This is a genomic window from Polaromonas sp. P1_G4, assembly GCF_056405475.1.
Map to the genome: position 1 here is coordinate 1 of NZ_JBFUCA010000314.1, position 5,064 is coordinate 5,064.

General features: G+C 62.7%; 6 protein-coding genes. All 6 read right to left on the reverse strand.

Annotation, left to right across the window (positions count from 1 at the left end; genetic code table 11):
• The coding region (locus tag AC1D1X_RS15330; protein WP_477698587.1) for an MBL fold metallo-hydrolase at positions 1-250 on the reverse strand (250 nt) is incomplete at its 3' end.
• Positions 251-298: 48 nt separating this feature from the next.
• Positions 299-1,444, reverse strand: coding sequence for an outer membrane protein assembly factor BamC (bamC, locus tag AC1D1X_RS15335; RefSeq protein ID WP_477671115.1), 1,146 nt, complete (start codon positions 1,442-1,444; stop codon positions 299-301).
• A 31-nt stretch (positions 1,445-1,475) separates the two neighbouring features.
• Positions 1,476-2,360, reverse strand: a complete 885-nt coding sequence (gene dapA / locus AC1D1X_RS15340; protein WP_457278927.1) for a 4-hydroxy-tetrahydrodipicolinate synthase — start codon at positions 2,358-2,360, stop codon at positions 1,476-1,478.
• 105 nt (positions 2,361-2,465) lie between these two features.
• Positions 2,466-3,077: a class I SAM-dependent methyltransferase gene (locus AC1D1X_RS15345; protein WP_477671114.1), complete on the reverse strand. Its 612-nt coding sequence runs from the start codon at positions 3,075-3,077 to the stop codon at positions 2,466-2,468.
• Complete coding sequence (locus AC1D1X_RS15350; RefSeq protein WP_477671113.1) at positions 3,077-3,889, reverse strand: SDR family oxidoreductase; 813 nt, start codon at positions 3,887-3,889, stop codon at positions 3,077-3,079. The genes AC1D1X_RS15345 and AC1D1X_RS15350 overlap by 1 nt, the downstream gene beginning before the upstream one ends.
• Positions 3,890-4,080: 191 nt before the next feature.
• The coding region (locus tag AC1D1X_RS15355) for an MFS transporter (protein ID WP_477698588.1) at positions 4,081-5,064 on the reverse strand (984 nt) is incomplete at its 5' end.

Here is a 5,064-nt window from a genome sequence, read left to right on the forward strand (position 1 = left end):
GGCTCATCCAGACCGGGATCCGGTAGCGAAGCGACAGTGACCGGGYGCAACCGACGTGGTCACCGTGCTCATGGGTGATGAACACGGCGTGAATGTCTTCGGGTTGCAGGCCCGCCTCACCGAGCCTGTAGAGCAGGTGCTTGAGCCCTAGCCCGCAGTCGACAAGAACGCGAAGCGGCGTGATTCCTGACGCTTCAACCAGTGTGGCATTGCCTGAACTGCCACTGCCCAGACTTTTGAACCTCAACACACCGGTATGGAATCGTCAGTCGGGATGAACAGGGTCACGAACCGGGATTTATCGCAGATCGTCGGCAATCACCTGGATGATGCGCTGGGCATTGGCCGATGCTTCAGGGGCGCCCTGGGCATTGAGGACCGATACCGTGGTGCTTTCACCCTGGCTCTTGACGGCGATACGGTACTTCAACGGCGGCACGGCGGCTGGCGAGCCGCTGAACAGCTTGCTGAAGAAACCGGGCTCGGTTTTGTTCACGATGGGCTCGACGTAGCGCACGAAGTAGGTTCCCTGGCTGCGGTCGCGATCTTCAACCGTGAAGCCGGTGCGGTCCAGTGCCAGGCCGACGCGGCGCCATGCACGTTCAAAGCCTTCGTCGATCTGCACGACGGGCTGGCTGTTGACAGTGGCGATCCGCGAGGTCTGTTTGTCTGCACCGGCGGCCACCAGGGCCTTCGATTGCTCTTGCGTGACACCCAGCTTGACCATCAGGCGCCGCAGGAATTCGGCTTCCAGCTCCGGGTCGGCAGGGCGCGGTTGCCACATGGTGCTGTCGCCGCCGGTTTGGCCGGCTTTGACGCCGGTCAACACCTCGACCATGCCGCGGTGGCTGACATAGATTTCCGTGCCGCCATCAGGACGGCGCTCCAGCCGTGTGCGGAACTTGTCGCGTTCACCGGTGGAGTAAAGGCTGTCGAATACTTTGCCGATGGTGTTGCGGATGAAATCCTGCGGGAGCTTGGCGCGGTTTTCAGCGTAATCGGTTTCCATGATGCCGAGGTTTTCCTGGTCCTGGGACAGCAGGAAGCCGCTCTCCAGCCAGAAATCACGCACGGGCGTCCAGAGCTTGTCTGCGGGCCGGTTCACCACCAGCCAGCGCTGGCTTCCCGCGCGCTCGATGCGAACGTCGCCCACGGTCACAGCGGCTGTCTGCACGGCCTGGGTTGGCTGGCCTACCTGGTAGCTGCTGGCGGACACCGCGGTGCCGGGCACCACATAACGGGTTTCGCGGCTCAGTTGTGTGAGGTCGGGAGGGATCGCCAGGGAAGGGGCTTTGGCGCCGCTGCTTTTGTAGTCGACGCGTTCGCCTTCCATCACATCCCTGATGGAGGAGCAGCCGGCGAGCAGACCGAGGGCAACCAGTGCAGACACGGTGGCGGCGCTCCGGGCTTTGGAAAATGCAGGATGTGTTGGCAATATCTTCACTTGGGTTCCCTTAAAAATCAGATCAGGCAAATCAGACCAGGCCGCAGATGCGCAGGGCGCTTTCCACGGCGGCTTCGTTCGATGTTTCCAGCGGCGTCATCGGCAGGCGCAATGTGCCGCCGCAAAGGCCCATCCGGGCCATGGCCCACTTGACGGGAATCGGGTTGGCTTCGACAAACAGGTTTCGATGCAGCGGCAGCAATTTAAGTTGCAGCTCCATGGCGCGGCGGGCATCGCCGGCCACGGCGGCCACGCACAGCTCGTGCATGAGGCGAGGCGCGACGTTGGCCGTCACGCTGACATTGCCCTGGCCGCCGCAAAGCATCAGCGCCACGGCGGTCGGGTCGTCGCCTGAATACACGGCAAAGCCCTTGGGCACTTCCTTGATCAGCCACTGGGCGCGCTCGATGTTGCCGGTGGCTTCCTTGATGCCGACAATGCCGGGCACCTGGGCCAGGCGCAGCACGGTGGCATGCGCCATATCGGCGACGGTGCGGCCGGGCACGTTGTAAAGCACGGTGGGGAGGTCGCCAACCGCTTCCGCAATCGCCTTGAAGTGCCGGTACTGGCCTTCCTGGGTGGGCTTGTTGTAATAGGGAACGACCTGCAGCTGGCAGTCCGCGCCGACGCCTTTGGCAAATTTGGCCAATTCGATGGCTTCGGCGGTTGAGTTGGCGCCGCAGCCGGCCATGATAGGCACGCGCTTTTTGGCTTGCTCCACCGACACCCGGATGATTTCGCAATGTTCTTCGACATTGACGGTTGGGGATTCGCCGGTGGTGCCGACCACGCCGATGCAGTCGGTCCCTTCGGCAATGTGCCAGTCAACCAGCTTGCGCAGGGTGGGGTAATCTACGCTGCCGTCTTCGTGCAAGGGCGTTGCCAGTGCAACGATGCTGCCAGTAATGGGTTTCATGCTCTGCTTGTAAACGTTCGCGGCCATGCAGGTATCTGGGGTGTTCCGGCCTGAACAGCTTCAAGCCGGCCCCGGAAAAGGCCAATCCTGCATTCTACCCAGAGCCTAGGTCAGTCTATAGCGGGGTGGAGCCCCCTCCGCGGTATGAAGGGGGGCGGATAAACCCGCAGTGGTGGCTGATTCGCGGACGGCGGCGATGCGCTGGACAAATCGTGGCGGACGCTCCTCAAAACCCTCCTCGAAGGCCACCACTCTCAAGCCCTGGCAGACCTGCAGCAATTCACCGGGACGCAGCAAAAAGTCGGGGCGCGAGGGTTTGCCCACCGTTTCATTGCCCTGCGTAAAAGTTTCGTAAATCAGCACGCCACCCGGCGCCAGACTGGCCAGCAGCGCGGGCAGGAGCGGGCGCCACAGGTAATTGGTGACGATGACGGCCTCAAACTGTCGTCCTTCAAAGGGCCAGGGACCCTCCTCAATGTCGGCCACCACGGCTTCAACGGTTTGGGCGGGGCGTGTGGGAAGAGCTGATGCTATGAATTCGATAGCTGCTTGCGCACGGTCTACAAGGGTCAGAGGATGTTCTTTCTCATAAAACCAGCGCGCGTGGCGGCCATGGCCGCAGGCCACGTCCAGCACCATGCCACCCTGGGGCACCAGGTGCGACCAGCGCTGCACCCAGGCGGAGGGTGGTTCCGTGCCATGCGCATTGTTTTCCATCAGTAGGGTCTTACGTCATCTTTGAGCGCGGCGAGCGCCATCGCCTCGACCCGGCCCGGCGCGATCAGCTTGAGCCAGCGGCCCAGCTTGCCCTTGGCCGTCATGACCACCTCGCGTTCCCGGCGCTCCATGCCCTCAAGGATGAGCCGCGCGCATTCCTCGACACTCATGGCGTCGTCTTCTTTCAGGCCGCTGGCACCTGCCGCCACGCCGGCCGCGTTGAAGCCACGGTGGCGGATGCGGGTGGCGACCACGCCCGGGTAGGCCGTCGTTACGCTGACACCGGCCGTTTTAAGCTCGGCCCGCAATGCCTCGAAGAAGCCCGTCATGGCGAATTTGGTGGCGCTGTAGGCGGTGCGGCCGGGCACGCCGATCAGGCCTGCCAGGCTGGAGACCGCCACGATGCTGCCGTGGCGCACTTTTAAATACGGCAGTGCGGCATGGGTGCACCAGACGCTGCCCCAGAGGTTGATGCGCATCAACTGTTCGTACCAGGCCAGGTCCTGGGCCTTGACGTCTTCAAAAAGGGCTTGCGCCGACATGCCTGCGTTGTTGATCAAGGCATCGATTTGCCCGAACCGGCCGATGGCGGCGGCCACCAGCTGGCGGCATTGGTCCTCTTGCGACACATCGGTCTTGACGGCCAGGGTCAGTGCCCCGTGGGCAACGCATTGGCCCGCAACCTCATTGAGCAGTGCTTCATTGCGCGCGGCCAGCACCAGCGCCATGCCGGCGCCGTGGGTTTTGGCCAATTGCCGCGCCATTTCAGCGCCTATGCCGTCCGAAGCTCCGGTAATTACTATTGTTTTCATAGCTGCTTGCGCCCGTCCTGATTGGGCCGCAGCCCAAAACACACATAAAACCCCCAGGCAGGGCCTTGCGCTAGAAGCAGGCCCAGACCTGGTTGGCGAGTGTGAACAGGAAATCCGGCCGTGTGTAGAGGGCAAACACCCCCAGCGACGCGATGATCGCAAGCGTCCACAGGCCGATTCTTTTGGCCACGTCAGGCCCCTTGGGGCACGGCCGCGCGTGCAATCGGTGATTCACGAACCGGCAGGTTCACCAGCGCGGCAAACACGCCCAATGCAATCGCGATGTACCAGACGATGTCGTAGCTGCCCGTGCGGTCATATAAATAGCCGCCCAGCCAGACGCCCAGGAAGGAGCCGATCTGGTGGCTGAAGAAGATAAAGCCACCCAGCATCGACAAGTGCTGGATGCCGAAGATCTGCGCCACGACGGCATTGGTCGGCGGGATGGTCGACAGCCATAGCAGGCCCATCAGGCTGGCAAAGATGTAGACGCTCAAGGGGCTGAGCGGTGCCGCCAGGAACACGGCGATCACGATGGCGCGCGAGAGATAAATCGTCGCCAGGATCTTGCGCTTGGCAATTTTCTGGCCCAGCGAGCCCGCAATGTATGTGCCGAACACATTAAAGAGGCCGATCAGCGCCAGCGCGTAACTTGCGACTTGGGGCGACAGGCCCTTGTCCTTGAGGTAGCTGGGCATGTGGACGCCGATGAACACCACCTGGAAGCCGCAGACAAAGTAGCCCGCCATCAGCAATTGAAAGCTCGGGTACTTGAAAGCCTCGCGCAGCGCCTGAAGGATAGTCTGCTCGCGTTTGGCAGGCTGCCCGCCGGTGAAACCGCCTTCGCGCAGGCCCAATGCCAGCGGCGCAATCAGCAGCACGGCGCCGCTCAGCACCAGTAAAGCCTCTTTCCAGCCCAGGCTGCTGATCAGGAAACCTTCGGTCGGCACCATCAGGAACTGGCCGAATGAGCCCGCCGCCGCGGCCACGCCCATGGCCCACGAGCGTTTATCGGCCGAAATATTGCGCCCGATCACGCCATAAATCACGGCATACGTGGTTCCGGCCTGCGCGGCACCAATCAGCACGCCGGCTGTCAGGGTGAACAGGAAACCGGTGGGCGACAGCGCCATGCCCACCAGGCCCAGCCCGTACAGCAGGGCACCGCCCACGAT